The sequence below is a fragment of the Derxia gummosa DSM 723 genome (assembly GCF_000482785.1).
In the GTDB taxonomy this organism is placed as follows: domain Bacteria; phylum Pseudomonadota; class Gammaproteobacteria; order Burkholderiales; family Burkholderiaceae_E; genus Derxia; species Derxia gummosa.
The window spans coordinates 973,960-990,143 of sequence record NZ_AXWS01000007.1; the positions used below are offsets into that span (position 1 = coordinate 973,960).

The 16,184-nt window shown below is 73.2% G+C and carries 17 protein-coding genes; 12 read left to right on the forward strand and 5 right to left on the reverse strand.

Annotation, left to right across the window (positions count from 1 at the left end; all coding sequences use genetic code 11):
- Positions 1-149 precede the first annotated feature (149 nt).
- Positions 150-1,670: a threonine ammonia-lyase, biosynthetic gene (gene ilvA, locus H566_RS0105405; RefSeq protein WP_028310639.1), complete on the forward strand. Its 1,521-nt coding sequence runs from the start codon at positions 150-152 to the stop codon at positions 1,668-1,670.
- A 56-nt stretch (positions 1,671-1,726) separates the two neighbouring features.
- Positions 1,727-3,031: a septal ring lytic transglycosylase RlpA family protein gene (locus H566_RS30330; RefSeq protein WP_051378083.1), complete on the forward strand. Its 1,305-nt coding sequence runs from the start codon at positions 1,727-1,729 to the stop codon at positions 3,029-3,031.
- Between the two features lie 87 nt (positions 3,032-3,118).
- Here the strand turns inward: H566_RS30330 and H566_RS27245 are convergent, their stop codons facing one another.
- The 3 genes from H566_RS27245 to H566_RS23110 are packed head-to-tail and all read right to left on the reverse strand — an operon-like array spanning position 3,119 to position 5,768.
- Entirely contained in the window at positions 3,119-4,135 is a 1,017-nt protein-coding gene (locus H566_RS27245) for a hypothetical protein (RefSeq protein ID WP_028310640.1), read from the reverse strand.
- On the reverse strand, positions 4,132-4,950 hold the full coding sequence (locus H566_RS0105420) for a type III pantothenate kinase (RefSeq protein WP_034410519.1): 819 nt from the start codon (positions 4,948-4,950) through the stop codon (positions 4,132-4,134). The genes H566_RS27245 and H566_RS0105420 overlap by 4 nt, the downstream gene beginning before the upstream one ends.
- Positions 4,947-5,768 carry a biotin--[acetyl-CoA-carboxylase] ligase gene (locus H566_RS23110; RefSeq protein WP_051378085.1) on the reverse strand — a complete coding sequence of 274 codons (822 nt, stop codon included), beginning with the start codon at positions 5,766-5,768 and terminating at the stop codon, positions 4,947-4,949. Before H566_RS23110 ends, H566_RS0105420 begins: the two co-directional genes overlap by 4 nt.
- 54 nt (positions 5,769-5,822) lie before the next feature.
- Here H566_RS23110 and H566_RS0105430 point away from each other — a divergent pair, with 54 nt between their 5' ends.
- The 9 genes from H566_RS0105430 (at position 5,823) to H566_RS23125 (ending at position 13,739) form a co-directional block, all read left to right on the forward strand.
- Positions 5,823-6,950, forward strand: coding sequence for a VanZ family protein (locus H566_RS0105430; protein ID WP_084544779.1), 1,128 nt, complete (start codon positions 5,823-5,825; stop codon positions 6,948-6,950).
- A gap of 768 nt (positions 6,951-7,718) precedes the next feature.
- The gene (locus H566_RS0105435; RefSeq protein WP_028310643.1) at positions 7,719-8,027 is read left to right on the forward strand and encodes a (2Fe-2S) ferredoxin domain-containing protein; all 309 of its coding nucleotides are present in this window, start codon (positions 7,719-7,721) and stop codon (positions 8,025-8,027) included.
- A gap of 3 nt (positions 8,028-8,030) precedes the next feature.
- Positions 8,031-8,699 carry an alpha/beta hydrolase gene (locus H566_RS23115; protein WP_051378087.1) on the forward strand — a complete coding sequence of 223 codons (669 nt, stop codon included), beginning with the start codon at positions 8,031-8,033 and terminating at the stop codon, positions 8,697-8,699.
- A 184-nt stretch (positions 8,700-8,883) separates the two neighbouring features.
- Positions 8,884-10,116 (forward strand): D-alanyl-D-alanine carboxypeptidase family protein, encoded by a 1,233-nt coding sequence (locus H566_RS0105445; RefSeq protein WP_028310644.1) that lies wholly within the window; start codon positions 8,884-8,886, stop codon positions 10,114-10,116.
- A gap of 14 nt (positions 10,117-10,130) precedes the next feature.
- Entirely contained in the window at positions 10,131-10,406 is a 276-nt protein-coding gene (locus tag H566_RS0105450; protein WP_028310645.1) for a YbeD family protein, read from the forward strand.
- A gap of 5 nt (positions 10,407-10,411) precedes the next feature.
- On the forward strand, positions 10,412-11,137 hold the full coding sequence (gene lipB / locus H566_RS23120) for a lipoyl(octanoyl) transferase LipB (protein WP_425387923.1): 726 nt from the start codon (positions 10,412-10,414) through the stop codon (positions 11,135-11,137).
- A gap of 203 nt (positions 11,138-11,340) precedes the next feature.
- Complete coding sequence (locus H566_RS0105460) at positions 11,341-11,751, forward strand: hypothetical protein (protein WP_028310646.1); 411 nt, start codon at positions 11,341-11,343, stop codon at positions 11,749-11,751.
- Positions 11,752-11,947: 196 nt separating this feature from the next.
- Positions 11,948-12,988: a lipoyl synthase gene (lipA, locus tag H566_RS0105465; RefSeq protein ID WP_028310647.1), complete on the forward strand. Its 1,041-nt coding sequence runs from the start codon at positions 11,948-11,950 to the stop codon at positions 12,986-12,988.
- A gap of 196 nt (positions 12,989-13,184) precedes the next feature.
- Complete coding sequence (locus H566_RS23125; RefSeq protein ID WP_028310648.1) at positions 13,185-13,739, forward strand: TlpA disulfide reductase family protein; 555 nt, start codon at positions 13,185-13,187, stop codon at positions 13,737-13,739.
- A 7-nt stretch (positions 13,740-13,746) separates the two neighbouring features.
- Here the strand turns inward: H566_RS23125 and H566_RS0105475 are convergent, their stop codons facing one another.
- Positions 13,747-14,328 (reverse strand): peroxiredoxin family protein, encoded by a 582-nt coding sequence (locus tag H566_RS0105475; RefSeq protein ID WP_034410521.1) that lies wholly within the window; start codon positions 14,326-14,328, stop codon positions 13,747-13,749.
- 189 nt (positions 14,329-14,517) lie between these two features.
- Complete coding sequence (locus H566_RS28815; RefSeq protein ID WP_028310650.1) at positions 14,518-14,904, reverse strand: DUF2917 domain-containing protein; 387 nt, start codon at positions 14,902-14,904, stop codon at positions 14,518-14,520.
- 307 nt (positions 14,905-15,211) lie between these two features.
- Between H566_RS28815 and H566_RS23130 the strand changes: the two genes are divergently transcribed.
- On the forward strand, positions 15,212-16,132 hold the full coding sequence (locus H566_RS23130) for a LysR substrate-binding domain-containing protein (RefSeq protein ID WP_034410523.1): 921 nt from the start codon (positions 15,212-15,214) through the stop codon (positions 16,130-16,132).
- The last annotated feature ends 52 nt before the right edge of the window (positions 16,133-16,184 follow it).

The window sequence follows — 16,184 nt, forward strand, 5'->3', positions numbered from 1 at the left end:
CCCGCCGGCCCGCTCCACCCCGGCGGCTATACTCGCCACCCCTTTCAGCAGCCCGGCGCGACCCTCCCGCCGGCGCGTCAGGCGGCCCGCGCGGGCATTGCCGCGAAGGCCGCCGCATCGCCCGTCCGAGGTCGTCGCGCATTGCCACCATGCCCCGCGACTACCTGCGCAAGATCCTCACCGCCCGCGTCTATGACGTGGCCAACGAAACCCAGCTCGACGCGGCGCCCGGCATTTCGCAGCGCATCGGCAACCGGGTTCTGCTCAAGCGCGAGGATCTCCAGCCGGTGTTCAGCTTCAAGCTGCGCGGCGCCTACAACAAGATGGCCCATTGCACGCCCGAGCAGCTCGAGCGCGGCGTGATCGCCGCGAGCGCCGGCAACCATGCCCAGGGCGTCGCGCTCGGCGCCGCGCGCCTCGGCTGCAAGGCAGTGATCGTGATGCCCACCACCACGCCGCAGGTGAAGGTGGACGCGGTGCGCGCCCACGGCGGCAAGAGCGTGCAGATCGTGCTGCACGGCACCTCGTACAGCGACGCCGCGCTGCATGCGAGCGAGCTTGAGAAGCAGCACGGATACACCTTCATCCATCCCTTCGACGATCCCTACGTCATCGCCGGCCAGGGCACGGTCGCCATGGAAATCCTGCGCCAGCACCAGGCGCCAATCCACGCGGTGTTCGTCGCCATCGGCGGCGGCGGCCTCATCTCGGGCGTCGCGGCCTACATCAAGCAGGTGCGGCCCGACATCAAGGTGATCGGCGTGCAGACGGTGGACAGCGACGCGATGACGCGCAGCGTCAAGGCCGGCAAGCGGGTGACGCTGGCCGACGTGGGCCTGTTCAGCGACGGCACGGCGGTCAAGCTCGTGGGCAAGGAAACCTTCCGGCTGTGCCGCGAGCTGGTGGACGACTACGTGCTGTGCGACACCGACGAGGTCTGCGCCGCGATCAAGGATGTGTTCATGGACACGCGCAGCGTGGTCGAGCCGGCCGGCGCGCTCGCGCTCGCGGGCCTGAAGAAGTACGCCAAGGCCCACGGCCTGAAGGACGAGACGCTGGTGGCGATCGCCTGCGGCGCCAACATGAACTTCGCGCGGCTGCGCTTCGTGGCCGAGCGCACCGAGATCGGCGAGGCGCGCGAGGCGCTGTTCGCGGTGTCGATCCCCGAGGAGCGCGGCAGCTTCAAGCGCTTCTGCGAACTGGTCGGCACGCGCAGCGTGACCGAGTTCAACTACCGCATCAGCGACGAGAAGACGGCCCATGTGTTCGTCGGCATGTCCACTGCCAACGCGGGCGAGAACGAGAAGATCGCCGCCAACTTCGCCAAGCACGGCTATGCGACGGTGGACCTGTCGCACGACGAGATGGCGGCGGATCACATCCGCCACATGGTCGGCGGCAAGAGCGCGCTGGCGGCGGGCGAGCTGATCTACAGCTTCGTGTTCCCGGAGCGGCCGGGCGCGCTCATGAACTTCCTGACGAGCATGGCGCCGGGCTGGAACATCAGCATGTTCCATTACCGCAACCAGGGCGCCGACTACTCGCGCGTGCTGGTGGGCTTGCAGGTGCCGAAGGGCGAGCGCAAGGCGTTCAAGGCCTTTCTCGCGGGGCTGGGCTATCCGTACAGCGACGAGACGGAGAATCCGGCGTACCGGCTGTTCCTCGGCTGAAAGGGCGCGCGGCTGGCATACAGTTGGCGCGTCCCCGCTCCGCCCGAGGTCCGGTCATGCCCAAGCCGCCCGCCCCGCCGTTCTTCACTGCCCGCGCCGTCAGCGGCATCGGCGCCCGCGCCAGCCTTGGCACGCGTGCCAGCGCCAGCCTCGGCATCCGTGCCAGCGCCGGCGCCACGCGCCTGCCCGCATTGCTGGCGCTCGCCGCCGCCATCGCCCTCGCCGGCTGCTCGACCGCGCCGAAGTCATCCTCGGGCGGCGGCTGGTCGAGCGGCATGAAGCGCGGCGGCGGCGACTACCGCAAGGACGGCCCGAGCGACGCCAGCCTCGCCGAGCTGGCCGCCCTGCCCGATCCGCTGCCGGCGGTCGAGCCGCTCAAGACCGGCACGATGAAGCCCTACACCGTCATGGGCCGCGACTACCGGCCGATGACAACGCTTGCACCGTATTCGGAGGAAGGCGTGGCGAGCTGGTACGGCCGGCAGTTCCACGGCCTGCCGACGGCCTCGGGCGAGACCTACGACATGCATGCGCTGACGGCCGCGCACACCACGCTGCCGATCCCGTCCTGGGCGCGCGTGACCAATCTGCGCAACGGCCGCAGCACCATCCTGCGCATCAACGATCGCGGCCCGTTCAAGGATGACCGCCTGCTCGACCTGAGCTATGCGGCGGCGGCCAAGCTGGACGTGGTGCGCACCGGATCGGCGCCGGTGCGCGTCGAGCTGCTGCTGCCGGCCGAGATCGCGCGCATCCGCGAGGAGCGCGCCGCCGATCCCCAGCTCGCCTTCGGTGGCGGGCAGCGCGCGCCACTGCCGGTGGCGAGCCGGGCCCCCGCCGTGGCGCGCGACGCCGACGATGGCCGGGCCGCGACCCGCACTGCCCGCAACACCGACAACCCCGGTGCCACCGACGATGGCCGCATCACACGCATCGCGGCGACGCCGGCCGTGCCCGTCGCCGCCAGCGCGCGCGGCGGTCCGGACGGCGATGTGCCGAGCGTCGCACCGGCGGTCGGCCAGCCGATGGGGGGCGACGAGATCGCCGTCATCGCCCTGCCCGCCGTCGTGCCCGCGCCGGCCCCGGCCGAGGGCACGACACGCGCCGACTTCCCGCGCGATCCGGCCGCGAGCACCTGGCTCCAGCTCGGCGCCTTCAGCTCGCGCGAGAACGCCGAGGCAGCGCGCAGCCGCGCCCTGCCCCGGCTCGGCGCGCTGGGCGAGCGCACCCGCGTCGTGCAGCTCGGCCGGCTCTACCGCGTGCATGTCGGCCCCTTCGCCAGCAAGGAGGACGCCGGCGCCGCGCGCGAGCAGCTCGCCTCGATGCTGGGCGAGCGGCCGGTGATCGTCGATCTGCCCTGAGCCGGATGACGCCGCCCGACCGGGGCGGCGACGGATTGCGGCGCCCGTCATGCCGGCGCAGCCGGCAAGCGCGCCGAAGCGTGACGCTCAGCGCGCCGCGACCGCCTGGGCGCAGGCGTGCCAGCGCTGGGCCGGCCAGTCGCGCGCGGCGCGGTCGAGCGCCGGCTGGCTCGCGACGGCCAGATCGCGCACCTCGACGAAGCCGAGGCTCGACGCGCTCGGCCGCGCCGTCACCTTGATGCCCTTGATGCCGCGCCCGCCGAGCTGGGCCGCCTGGGTGTTGGCGCCATCGACGCTGCGGAACACGCCGAGCGAGATCGCGTTGCGGAAGGCCGCCGGCTCCTGCAACACGTAGAAATCCTCGACGCCGTGGGCGCGCAGATCGGCGGCGGCGCGGTCGAGCGCGGCCCGGTCGGCCTGGGGCGGGAGATGGACCAGCCAGGTCGTGGACTCGGGCTGGGTGCGCGAGCCGAGCTTGAGCCCCGGCTCGTTGCGCAGCCGCGCGAGCAGCTTGCCGGCATCGTCGGCGGGCAGCGGGCCGAATTCGGTGCAGGCGACGCGGGCGCCGGGCTGCATCGCGGGCGCGGCGGCGGGCTGGGCGGCCGGCGTGGCGCCATTGGCAGGAGGCGCGGCCCGCGGGCCAGCGGTCGGGTCGGCGGCAGTCTGGGCGGCGGTCTGCGGACCGGCCGACGGTGCCGACGCGCCGGCGGCCGGCATCGCGCCAGCCGGTTCCGAAGCCACCGGACCCGTCGCGGCGAGCGCGACCGTGCCCGCCGCCGGAACCACCGCACTCCCGGCCGCCGCCTGCCCCTCGGCCTGGCCGGGCTGCCGCGCCGAAGCCTGGGCGGAAGCCGCGCCGATCGCGGACCGTGGCTCGCCGCCGGGTTGTGCCGGCGCGTTCTCCGTGCCCGTCGGTGCCGTGCCCGGCGCCGCACCGGCCGGCGTCGGCACGCGGATCAGCTCCGGCGCCACCTGCTGCTCCATGCGCGCCGGTTCGCCGGCATTCGGATGCATGCGATGCCAGACCTCGGCGCCGAACCAGCCTTGCGCGGCGCCGAACAGCAGCAGGTTCGCCGCGACAAGCAGCGCGACCACGGTCTTCATGCGGGCTCCCAGCCTTCGTCTTCGGCGCTGGCGGCGAGGCCGACCAGCACCAGGTCTTCATGGAATCGGGGGATGTCGGCGCCGGCCTCGGACGCGGGCGCGACCGGCTCGGCCGCGACCGCCAGCCCGAGCCGGCCGAGCAGCAGCGGCGCCGCGCCGCCCGAAATCACCAGCCGCGCCGCGCCGAAGCGCCGCCGCGCGATCTCGACCGTCTCGCGCACCGCGCCGGCCTGGGCGCGCGCGACGCCCTCGGCGATGGCGGCTTCGGTCGTGTCCGGAATCTCGACCAGCGCCGCGCCGGGCGCGACACGCGGCAGGCGCGCGGTGTCGGTGGCGAGCGCCGCCAGCATCGAATCGACGCCGGGCAGGATCAGGCCGCCGAGGTAGTCATGCGCCGGCGACACGGTGTCGATGGTGGTCGCGGTGCCGAAGCAGGCGACCACGAGCGCGCCGTCGCCATAGAGCCGGCGCGCGCCGATCGCGGCCGCGAAGCGGTCGGCGCCGAGCGTGGGCGCGGCATAGCGGTTGGCCAGCCCGCCGGCCGCCGGGCGCGGCACGAAGCGCCGCACCGGCGCGCCGCCGGCCGCCGCGCGCAGCGCCTGTTCGAGCGCGGTCGTGACCGCCTCGCCGGCGACGCTCGAAAACACCACCTCGCTCAGCGCCGCCGCGCCGGGCAGCGTCGCGCGCAGCGAGGCGACAAGCGCCTCGGCCGTGCCGGCGCCCTGGGCCAGCCAGCGGCCGGGCGCGGCACCCGATTCGCGCAGCGCCCACTTGACGCGCGTGTTGCCGACATCGACGGCGAGGATGGTCTTCATGTGTCGCTCCCGTCGCGCAGGCTGATCTCGCCGTGCTTCCACTCGGTTTCGCGGCCGTCGGCGCCGGTCACGCGCAGCGCGCCGCTCGCGGCGATGCCGGCGACCGCGCCGCGCGCGAGTTCGTTGCCGGCCGCGTCGGCCAGCCGCACCGGCCGGCCCTGCCAGGCGTGCAGCGCGTCGAACTCCGCCACGCTCGGCCCGAAGCCTTCGCGCGCGAAGCGGCCGATGCGCGCCTCCAGCGCAGCCACCAGCGCGACGACCAGCGCCCGCGCGTCGACGGCGCGGCCCGCGAGCGTGGCGAGATCGCTGGCCGGCGGCGTCACCTCGGCCAGCGCCGCGTGCGGCGCGAGATTGAGGCCGATGCCCACGACCACCGCCGTCGCCTCCGGCCCGCGCGGCGCCGCCTCGACCAGGATGCCGCCGAGCTTGCGCCGCGCGCCGTCGACGATGTCGTTCGGCCACTTGAGCCGCGCCGCCGCGCCCTGGGCGGCGGCCGCGTCGGCCACCGCCAACCCACAGGCGAGCGTGAAGCCTTCGAGCGTGGCCGGCCCGCCGGGCCAGATCAGCCCGATCGACAGCGCCAGCGCCGCCCCCGGCGGCGCGACCCAGTGCCGGCCGAGCCGGCCGCGCCCGGCGTCCTGTTCGAGCGCGATGCGCAGCGCGCGCGGCGCCAGCGTGCCGGCGCGCGCGCGTTCGAGCAGATCGGAATTGGTGGAGCCGGTGCGGGCCACGACCTCGACCGCGTCGGCGGCGGCCCAGGCGGGCTGGTCGGGACAGGCGCGGGCCAGGGCGGCGGCGAGCGTGGCGGCGTCGAGCATCGGGAGGAAAGGTGGGGAAACCGGCGCGATGTCCGGCCGATAGAATCGCCCGCGATGTTAGCCGACCCCCCTTCGCGCCCGACCCAATGGCAGCGCCAGCCGTCGCCGCTGGCCCGGCTCGGCTGCGCCGCGTGGATCGGCGTGGTGGTGTGGATCAGCCTCACGCCGTTCTCGGGCTGGCGCGACATCGGCATCGCGCCCTTCGACTTCCTGTTCGCGCCGCCGCCGCGCTACATCACCAGCCTCGACATCGCGAGCAACGTGGCCGGCTATCTGCCGCTCGGCGCGCTGCTCGCGTGGTCGCTGCACCCGAGACTGCGCGGCGCGACGGCCGTCATCGTGGCCGCGCTGCTGTGCGCGCTGCTGTCGGGCGCGATGGAAGCGCTCCAGACCTGGCTGCCCAACCGCGTCTCGTCCAACCTCGACCTCGCCGCCAACGCGGCCGGCGGCCTGGCCGGCGCGCTGCTCGGCGCGGCGAGCGGCCCGGCGCTGCTCGACCGCAGCCGGCTGCGGCAATGGCGCAACCGCTGGTACGAACGCGATGCGGCGGTCGGACTGGTGATCGCCGGCCTCTGGCTGCTGGCCCAGATCCCGCCGCAGACCCTGCCCTTCGGCACCGGCCGGCTCGTCACGCCGGTGTTCGACGCGCTCGCGCTGTGGGCCGGCGAGCCGGTCGAGGGGCCGGAGTGGTGGACGCTGTCGGCCGGCAGCGCGATGGCCTTCGAGGCGGCGAGCGCGGCGACCGGTCTCGCGGTGGGCGTGCTGTTCGCGCTGCTGCCGATGCGCGCTCGCACGCCGGCCGCGCCGCGCCTGGCGGTCGGTTTCGTGGTGCTGCTTCTGGCGCTGGTGCTGCGCTGCGCCGGCGACGCGCTGATGTTTTCCGGCGATGACTGGCTGGCCTGGATGACGCCGGGCGCGCGGCTCGGCTGCGTGGCGGGCGCGGGGCTGGCGCTGCTGGCCTCGCTGCTGCCGGCGGGCGGACGGCGGGCGGCGTTCTGGCTGCTGCTGGGCGCGAGCGTGGCGGTGGTGAACGTGGCGCCCGACAACCCCTATCTCGCGGCGACCTTCGCGAGCAGCCATGCGGCGGGCTGGCGCCATGTGCGCTCGCTGCTGGCGGCGCTGGCGCTGGCCTGGCCGGCGATGGCGATCGGCTGGCTCGGGCGGCGCGGCTCGGCCGGGTGATCGAAGCGGCGGCCGTATTGGGCGGCTTGGCTCTGGAAGCGGGCCGGGGGCGGCTGGGAGGGAGGGCGCGCCGGCTGGCTGCGGCCCCCGCGTCGCGGGGGCTTCCCGGACGATCGGTGCCGGTACGGGCCGGTCCGCCAACTCGCCTTGCCGCTGCGCGACAAGGCTCAGACATGCGGACCTGAAGGCCTGCGGCCTTCGCCCGTACCGGCACCGATCGCCCGGCTTGCCAGAAGGCGCGCCCTCCCTCCCAGTCGCCCCCGGCCCTCCGTGAATGCTCGACACGGCTCGCGCTGCGCGCGTCGCGGGGGGAGCGGAACGCGCAGCGCTCCCGGCTGCCGTCGAACTGGCGCTGCTCCACCATCCCTCACGCCCTCCGCCCAAGCCCCAACCCCCTCAGCAAGGCACGGGGGGCGCCGAGGGTGGGGCGCGGGGTGGCGGCGCCTTCTGGCAAGCCTCGCGGCGGGCGGAGCGACGGGAGAGCGGCACAGCCGCTCAGGCCCGCATGTCTGAGCCTTGTCGCGCAGCGGCAAGGCGAGTTGGCGGGCCGGCCCGTCGCTCCGCCCGTCGCGAGGGAACCCGCCCGCGACGCGGGCGGGCGCAGCCAGCCGGCGCCGCCACCCCGCGCCCCACCCTCGGCGCAAGAGCGCAGCCCGCCACCCCCGCCGCCTATAATCCGCCCCCATCCCAAACCCGCATTCCTGCCGCAGCTTTCACATCGCGGCAGACCGCGCGACACCGCCCTTCCTCCCGGTCCAGAAGCCCGCCATGTCCTACTTCAAGCGCCACATGTTCATCTGCACCAACCAGCGCGACAAAGGCGAAGCCTGCTGCGCCGCGCACGACGCGCAGGCCATGGTCGATCACGCCAAGAAGCGCGTGAAGGCGGCCGGCGTCGGCGGCGAGGGCGGCGTGCGGGTGCAGAAGGCCGGCTGCCTCGGCCGCTGCGACGACGGCCCAGTCGCGGTCGTCTATCCCGAAGGCACCTGGTACACCTTCATCGACAAGACCGACATCGACGAGATCGTCGACAGCCATCTCGTCGGCGGCACGCCGGTCGATCGCCTCAAGGTGTAAGCGATGGCGAGCACGGTCGAATTCATCGACGGCGCGGCCGGCCCGATCGAGGTCGCGCTCGACACGCCCGACGCCGAGCGCTTCGCCACGCCGCGCGGCTTCGCGCTCGTGGGCCATCCGCATCCGCTGTTCGGCGGCACCAACACCAACAAGGTCGTGATGACGATCGCGCGGGCGCTGGTGCAGCTCGGCTTCATCGTCGCGCGGCCCAACTTCCGCGGCGTCGGCAAGACGGCCGGCGAACATGACGCCGGCAAGGGCGAAGCCGACGACAACACGCTCGTCGCGCGCACGCTCATCGCCCGCTTCCAGCCCGCGAGCGTCGTGCTCGGCGGCTTCTCGTTCGGCTCGTTCGTCACGACGCATGTGGCGCAGCGCCTCGCGGATGACGGTGTCGCCATCGAGAAGCTCGTGCTCGCCGGCACCGCCACCAGCCGCTGGAACGTGCTGCCCGTGCCCGCCGGCTCGCTCGTCGTGCACGGCGAGCTGGACGACACCGTGCCGCTGTCGTCGGTGCTCGACTGGGCCCGGCCGCAGGACCTGCCGGTCGTGGTCGTGCCCGGCGCCGACCATTTCTTCCACCGCAAGCTCGTGCCGCTCAAGCACCTCGTGCTCGACGCGCTCGCGCCGCGCATCCTCCCGGCCGACGAGGCCGGCGACGACGCGGCCTGACGATCCGGGCCGCGCCGCCCGGCCTCTTGCCGAAATGCGCCGCGCCCCGATTTCCGGTCCGGCCGGGCATCCCGCCCCGACAGCCCCGATCACCGCCAACCGCCCCGCCCGACGCGCGGGGCCGCTTCACCCGCCGCCCGTGCCGCCAGCGCGCCGGGCCGCCCTCCAAGACGAAGGTTCCGCCATGCATCACCGCTTCACCGCCCGCCTGCGCGCCGTCGCGCTCGCGACCGCCGCCGCCCTGATCGCCGCCGCTGCGCCCGCCGCCGCCCAGGTGCCGCCGCCCGTCGTGGCCGCGCGCAGCTGGCTCGTGCTCGACGTCAACAGCGCCCAGATCCTCGCCATGAACGAGGCCGACACCCGCACCGACCCGGCCTCGCTCACCAAGCTCATGACCGCCTACCTCGTGTTCAACGCGATCAAGGCCGGCAGCCTGCACCTGACCGACATGGTCCTGATCAGCGAGCGCGCCTGGAAGAGCGGCGGCAACAAGGAGTCGAGCCGCATGTTCGTCGAGGTGGGCAAGCAGGTGAGCGTGGACGACCTGCTGCACGGGATGATCATCCAGTCGGGCAACGACGCGACCATCGCGCTGGCCGAGCGCGTCGGCGGCACCGAGGAGCAGTTCGCCGACCTCATGAACCGCAAGGCGGCCGAGTTCGGCATGAAGAACTCGCACTTCAGCAACTCGCACGGCCTGAGCGACCCCAACCACTACTCGACCGCGCGCGACCTCGCGATCCTGGCCCAGCGTCTCGTCACCGACTTCCCCGAGTACCTGAGCTACTACTCGACCAAGGAGTACACCTACAACGGCATCAAGCAGGAGAACCGCAACCGCCTGCTCTGGCTCGACCCGTCGGTGGACGGCCTCAAGACCGGCTACACCGATCTGGCCGGCTGGTGCCTGATCGCCACTGCGCGCCGGCCCTTCCCGGCCGCGCCCGCCGCCGGCGCGGCGCCCGCCGACGGCCAGCCCCAGGCCGGCACGCCCGACGGCAACCGCCGCATCATCTCGGTGGTGGTGGGCGCGCAGAACGCCGCCGGCCGGGTGCAGGAATCGCAGAAGCTGCTCAACTACGCCTTCCAGAGCTATGACGACGTGCGTCTCTACGCCAAGGGCGCGACGGTGCAGACGATCCCGGTGTTCAAGGGCACGGCCGACACCGTGACGGCCGGCGTCGCGCGCGAGCTGGTGGTGAGCGTGCCGCGCGGCCAGGGCGAGAAGATCAAGGCGGCCGTCGAACGCAGCGAACGCCTCATCGCGCCGATCCAGGCCGGCCAGCAGGTCGGCACGATCAAGCTCACGCTCGACGGCAAGCCGGTGGGCGAGGTGCCGCTGGTGGCGCTCGGCAGCGTCAACAAGGCCGGCTTCATCGGCAGCACGATCGACGCCGTGCGCATGATGTTCAAGTGACTCCGGGAGGAACCATGGCCGAACCGCAGAACCTCGACAGCCTGATCGAATACCCGGTCGACTTCCCCATCAAGATCATGGGCAAGCGCCACGACGACTTCGCCAACACGATGGTGACGATCGTCCTGCGCCACGCGCCCGACTGGGACTCGGCCACGCTGGAGATGCGTCCGAGCAAGAGCGGCAGTTACCTGAGCCTCACCGCCACCATCCGCGCGGTGAACCGCCAGCAGCTCGACGCGCTGTACACCGAGCTGTCGGGGCATCCGATGGTGTCGGTGGTGCTGTGAGCGCGCTGCCCGAGGCGGGCTCGGCGACGATCGCAACCGACGCGCTCGCGGCCGGAAACCCGCCGCCCGCGAAGCGCGTCGCGCCCTTCGCGCCGGTGGTGCGCCGGCTGGGCCGCGTGCCCTATGAGCCGACCGTCGAGGCGATGCGCGAACTCACCGCCGCCCGCACGCCCGACACGCCCGACGAGGTCTGGGTGCTGGAGCACGAGCCGGTCTACACGCTGGGCCAGGCCGGCAAGCCCGAGCACCTGCTGCGTGCCAACGGCATCCCGATGGTGCAGACCGATCGCGGCGGGCAGATCACCTATCACGGCCCCGGCCAGGTGATCGTCTATCTGATGGTCGACCTGCGCCGGCGCGGCTACCTCGTGAAGGAGGCGGTGCAGCGCATCGAGCAGGCCGTCATCGACACGCTGGCGCGCCACGGCATCGCGGCCGACCGCAAGGCCGGCGCGCCCGGCGTGTACCTGCTCGAACCCGGCCCGGACGGCAGGCGCCAGCCCGGCGCCAAGATCGCCGCGCTCGGCCTGCGGGTGCGCAACGGCTGCACTTATCACGGCGTCGCGCTCAACGTCGCGATGGACCTCGCTCCCTTCGCCGACATCAATCCCTGCGGCTACGCCGGACTGGAGACGACCGACATGGCGCATGCCGGCGTCGCGCTGGCCTGGGACACGGCGGCCACCGGACTGGCCGACGAGTTGCTTCGGCAGATCGGCCGGCCGGCCTGAAATCGGGGCGGGCGCCGGCGGACGGGGCCGATAGCGTCGGCGGTCCGCACGCCTGCATCCACCCCGGTTCCGCCCCGCCCGCGCTGATGCCGCGCCGCACCGAATGACGCAATTCGAGCGTTCCGGCGCCACGCGCGCATGCCAGCATCGCCGGCATTCCGTCGCCAGCCCCGGCCGCCCGCGCCGCTCCGAGAACACCTCCGATGACCGATTCCCTCCGCGCCACCCCGCCTGCCCGCCGGCTCGGCGACCACCTCGCCTTCGCCACCGCGCTCGCGCTCACGCTCGTCATGGCTTGGGCGGCGGCGGACTCGAAGGCGAGCTACGTGTTTCCGCTGAGGCTGCATGTGCAGATGCACTTCCTCACCTTCGCGCTGTTCGGCGCCGTGTGGGCGCGCGGACTGCCGCGCGTGAACGTGCTGTGGATCGTGGGGGCGATCTGGGCCTTCGGCTTCGCGCACGAGGGCTGGCAGATCATCGGTCACCGCCACGGCTTCGAGACGCATGACGCGATCATCGACGGCCTCGGCGGCACGGCGGGCGCGCTGCTGATGCGGCTCGCGACCTCGGTATCGCTGCTGCTGCCACGCGGCAATTCGGGCGCGGCGGGCTGAGGGGCGGCTGGGTCGACGTGGCGCCGCCCCTCAGCCCGCACGCGCGGCGGTCTCGGATCGGGCCGGCGCCCCACCCTGCCGCCGACCGGGCCACGCGCAGTGCCCGCCACCCCCTGTGGCACACTCCCACGCCCCATTCCGGCCGTCCCGCCACACCTTCGAGCGGGCCTCGTCGCGTGTCTCGAAGCGAGTCCAAATGACCAGCCAAGCCCCCGAAGCCGCCACCCCCGGCACTCCCGTCGCAGGCGCCACCAGCGCCGAGCGCACCGTCCGCGAAGCCCAGCCGCGCGAGTCCTACGACCCGACCGCCAAGCAGAAGGCCGAAGCCAAGACCGCCCGCATCCCCATCAAGATCGCCCCGCACGAAATCCTCCGGAAGCCGGAATGGATCCGCGTGAAGGCCGGCTCGTCGAGCGGCCGCTTCATGGAGATCAAGGACATCCTGCGCAGCAACAAGCTCGTCACCGTCTGCGAGGAAGCCTCCTGCCCCAACATCGGCGAATGCTTCGGCAAGGGCACGGCCACCTTCATGATCATGGGCGACAAGTGCACGCGCCGCTGCCCGTTCTGCGACGTGGGCCATGGCCGCCCCGACCCGCTCGACACCGAGGAGCCCGCGCGCCTCGCCAGGACGATCGCCGACCTGCGCCTGCGCTACGTCGTCATCACCAGCGTCGACCGCGATGACCTGCGCGACGGCGGCGCCCAGCACTTCGTCGATTGCATCACCGAGACGCGCAAGCTCTCGCCCGCGACGCAGATCGAGGTGCTCGTGCCCGACTTCCGCGGCCGTCTCGACAAGGCGCTCGACTGCTTCGCGGCCGGCCTGCCCGACGTGATGAACCACAACCTCGAAACCGTGCCGCGTCTGTACAAGGAAGCGCGTCCGGGCGCCGACTACGCCCACTCGCTCAAGCTGCTCAAGGACTTCAAGGCGCGCCATCCGGCGGTCGCCACCAAGAGCGGCCTGATGGTCGGCCTGGGCGAGACGGATGACGAAATCCTCGACGTCATGCGCGACATGCGCGCGCACGACATCGACATGCTCACCATCGGCCAGTACCTCGCGCCCTCGGGCCATCACCTGCCGGTGCGCCGCTATGTGCATCCGGACGTGTTCGCGATGTTCGAGGCGAAGGCGATGGAGATGGGCTTCAGCCACGCGGCCGTCGGCGCGATGGTGCGGTCGAGCTATCACGCCGACCAGCAGGCGCACGCGGCGGGCTTCGCCGAGTGATGCCGGCAGGGGCACCGGTCGGCGCTCCTTCGGCACGACGCGGCGCCCGCGCCTGAGCCTGCCGCCGCCGAGGTGCTGACGCCCCTCGGGGCGCGCACTCCGCCCCCGCTCCGTCCGGCGGGTCGCAACACATTCCTGCATCCGCCATCGCGCGGGCCGGCTAGGCTCGCGGCTCCTCACCTCCCGGAGCCGAACGATGAGCGACACCGCCTTCCCTCTCGCACCGAGCCGCACCGCGCGGCGCCGCTGGCTGCGCGCCGGCATCGCGGTGGCGGGCGTGGGCGTGGCGGGCTTCGTCGGACTCAAGCTGCTGCGGCGCGGCCGGCGCTATGTGCCGCCCGAGGTGGCGGCGCCGGAACTGGGCGGCACCGATCTGGCGAGTGGCGCGGCCTTCGACCTCGCCACGCTGCGCGGCAACGTGGTGCTGGTCGAGTTCTGGGCGACTTGGTGCGGCTACTGCCTGCGCAACCTGCCCGAGGTCGAGCGTTTCGCGGCCGAGTACCGCGACCGGGGTCTGCGCGTGGTGGGCATGTCGATCGACGAGGACGCGGGCGCGCTCAAGGACTTCATCGCGCGCCGCCCGCCGCACTGGCCGGTACTGCGCCAGGCCGATGCCCGAGGCAATTTCGCGCCGGTGAAGACCGTGCCGAGCTTCTACGTGGTGGACCGCGAAGGGCACACCGTGCTGCGCTGGCAGGGCGAGCTGGAAGGCGAGATGCGCGACCGCGTGGCCGCGCTGTTCAAGGCCTGACGGCGGCTCAGGCCGCCGCCAGTTCCGCCGCGACCGTCTTCTCGAACTGCGCCCAGTCGGGCTCGCCCACGTAGCGCTGGACGATGGCGCCGCGCTTGTCGAGCAGGAAGCTCGTGGGCGTCGCGCGGATGCCGTCGAAGGCCTTGGCAATCGCGCCGTCGAGGTCGATCGCGACCTTGAACGGCAGCGCGCGCTCCTGCGCGAAGTTGGCGACGTAATCGGGCCGGTCATAGCTCATCGCCACCGCCACCGTCTCGTAGCCCTGGCCGGCCAGACGCTTGTGCGCCTCGGCCAGCGCCGGCATTTCGTGCACGCAGGTCGTGCAGGACGTGGCCCAGAAATTCACCAGCACGACCTTGCCGCGCAGGTCGGACAGCTTGAGCGACTCGCCCGCGAGCGTGCGCAGCGCGACGTCCGGCACCTGGGTGCGACCGGCGCCGAGCAGCGTCCAGCCGCCGGCCGCGACGGCCACCGCCGCCGCGCCGCCGCCGATGAGCAGACCGCGCCGTGCGGCCGACGGCGCGCCGCCGGTGGCACCGGACGACGAAGAAGCGACGGGGGATGGCGAAGACGGATTCTGGGCAGTCATGATGGCGGCTCGACGGCGGGGCAGCGGAAGCCGCCGATTATAGGAAGCACCGGTACTCGCCGCTTTCGGCCGGCTTGCCGCGCTGCGCTGGTGGGGTCTGAGCGACCGGCGGCGCGATTCGGCATGACAGGACCGAGCCGCATCACCGCCACGTTCCGTCCGGCCCGACGCTCCGCCGCGCCAGCCCGCTCAGGACGGGGCCACCGTCCGGCGCCAGCGCGCCCCGGCCCGGTCACCGAGCCGGCGCAGCAGCGCCAGTGGCGCGACCGCGTCGAGCAGGCGTTGCAGTCCGCCCGCCGGCACCGCGCCCCCCACGGCCGGAAATTCGGCCGCGGCCGCCACCGGATGCGCCAGCAGCTCGACGCGGGCATCGCTCCAGGCCTCGACCACGAACGGGCCCGCGCCACTCGCACGCAGGCACATGCCGGCATCGAGCACGTGATCGCCGCTGGCCGAGCCGGTCTCGGTAATCCAGACCCGCCCTCGCCGCACGCACAGCACGCTGCCGCGCGCCGCCTCCAGTGTCACTGCCGAACCCGCGTCGAGCGCGAGCGCCCCATCCTGCTTCGCCGTCATGGCCCTCTCCCCGACATGCGGCCTCGCATGCATGCATCGCATGCATCATGAGAATGCGTGCGGGCCATGCGACAGCGCCACGCGGTTCGCTGGCGGCCCATCCGTCGGCGCCTGCGTGGAAAAACATGTCGATGGAACCAGTGTGGCGAGCCTGCTCCCCGACCGACAAACGAAATCCCTGCGCATAATGCATGCACAGATCGCATTCATAGCGCATGAGCGGCCCGCCCCCGCGTCCGCCCCCCTTGCGGCACGGATGCCGGGCGGGCCGGCAGGCGCGTTCGCACGGCCCCCAACGGAGACGACCATGGCCCGCCGCACCCGCCCGATCAGCCTCGCCAACCTGCGCGGCTTCGAGGCCGCCGCCCGCCTGCTGAGCTTCACGCTCGCGGGCGAAGAGCTGCATCTGACGCAATCGTCGATGTCGCGCCAGATCCAGGCGCTGGAGGAGGAGATCGGCCGGCCGCTGTTCGTGCGCCGCGTGCGCGAGCTGGAGCTGACGCTCGCCGGCCAGAAGCTGCATCGCGTGGTGCGCGCCGCGCTCGGCGAGCTTGACCGCTGCGTGGCCGAGATCCGCGGCGAGGCCGAGCGCCAGCGCGTCTCGCTCACGACCTGGCCATCGTTCGCGTCGCTGTGGCTGGTGCCGAGACTGAGCGCCTTCGCGCGGCTGCATCCGGGCATCGACCTGCGCATCGACTCGGGCGACAGCGTGCTCGACATGGTGGCCGAGGAGCTGGACCTGGCGATCCGCTACTGCCGCGACGACCAGGCGCCGCGCAACGCGATCCGCCTGCTCGACGAGGAGCTGACGCCCGCGATCTCGCCGGCGCTGCTGGAGCGCGTGGGCGGCCTTGCCACGCCGGCCGACCTCGCGCGCTGCACCCTGCTCGTGCTCGACGACGGCTTCCAGTCGTCGGTCGAGAACGCCTGGGAGCGCTGGCTCGAACTCGCGGGCGTGCCGGCGCTGCAACCGGCCGGGCGGCTGCTGTTCAACTTCGTCGATCAGTCGATGGTGGCGGCGGTGCGCGGTCAGGGTGTGGTGCTGGGCAAGAGCCAGTTCCTGCGCGATTACGTCGAGCGCGGCGAGCTGCTCATGCCCTTTGCCGATGTGAGGCTGCCGTCACGCTACGGCGTGTACCTCGTGGTGTCGGACCTCGCGCGCGAGGGGCCGGCGGCGTTGTTCACCGACTGGCTGCTGGCCGAGGCGGGCGCCGAACGCGGGGGCTGAAACAGGCGACCCGGCAGCGGCGCGCGCCTCGGGGGCGGTCGCAGGCCGTGCC